Here is a 1,152-nt window from a genome sequence, read left to right as displayed (position 1 = left end):
CTGGCGGCGCTGCCGCGGCCGGTGTCGTTGCGATCTCTGCGGCTCTCGGCGCCTCGATCAAGCAGGCGATGTCCTTCGAGGACGCCATGGCCGAGGTCCGCAAGGCCGTCGACATGCCCGAGGAGGAATTCCGGGCGCTGGAACAGACGATCCTGCGCCTAAGCCGGGAAACGCCGCTCGCCAAGGAGCAGATTGCCCAGCTGGTCGCCCAGGCGGGGTTCGCCGGCCGGCCGGTCGAGGATCTCGCGCGGTTCGGCACGTTCGCCGCCAAGGCCGCCGTTGCCTTCGGCCTGTCGGCCGAGGAGAGCGGCGACCGACTCGCCAAGCTCGGTAATGTCTTCGGGCTGACTCAGCAGGGCATCGAGGACCTTTCCGATGCCGTGAACTATCTCGGCGACAACATGGCGGCGAAGGAAGCCGACATCATGGAGTTCCTGAGCCGCGTCGGCGGCCAAGCTCGCATTTTCGGGCTGTCGGAACGCCAGACGGCGGCCTTTGGATCGGCGCTGCTGTCGCTCGGTGTCACGTCGGAGGTGGCTAGCACCGGATTCAACTCCCTGCTCACCAAGCTCCAGACGTCGAGCAAGCAATCGAAGGCGTTTCAGGGAGGGCTTAAGTCACTCGGCCTGTCGAGCAAACAGCTCTCGAAAATGATTGCTGACGGCCCGGCCGAGGCCATCGTCGACGTGTTCCGGCGCATCCGCGAGCTGAAGCCCGAAAAGCAGATGGGCGTGCTGACGGACCTGATGGGGCTGGAATATGCCGACGATGCGGCGCGCATGGCGCAGTCGCTCGACTTGATCATCAAGGCACTCGACATGATCAACGATCCGAAGCGCTCAAGCGGATCGGTCGAGCGGGCGTTCGGCATCTTCGACGAGCTCACCTCCTCCAAGCTGACGAAGCTGGGCAATCAGTTTCAGGCTCTGGGCTCCAATATCGGGAAGACGCTGACGCCGGCGATCGGCGCCACGGCGGACCTCGCAAGTACGCTTCTCGACAAGCTCAACGCCTCCTTCGAACGTGCCGCACAGGTGGACGCACTTGTTGCCAAGAAGTCGAAGGGAGAGGCCCTCGCTCCCACGGAGCAGGAGGCCGTCGACAAGGATCCCGAGCTCAAGAAGGACGTCGAGGCCGGCATGCGGGGCGCGC

At 64.8% G+C, this 1,152-nt stretch carries 1 protein-coding gene; it reads left to right on the top strand.

All coding sequences use genetic code 11. The features are described from left to right. Positions 1 to 1,152, top strand: a 1,152-nt coding sequence (locus STARVERO_RS23190; protein ID WP_159602621.1) for a phage tail tape measure protein, incomplete at both ends; no start/stop codon positions are given.

This window comes from Starkeya nomas, from assembly GCF_902703545.1.
Taxonomy (GTDB): Bacteria; Pseudomonadota; Alphaproteobacteria; order Rhizobiales; family Xanthobacteraceae; genus Ancylobacter; species Ancylobacter moscoviensis.
The sequence above is the reverse complement of the archived record's forward strand: the minus strand, read 5'-3'. Positions and strand labels throughout refer to the sequence as shown.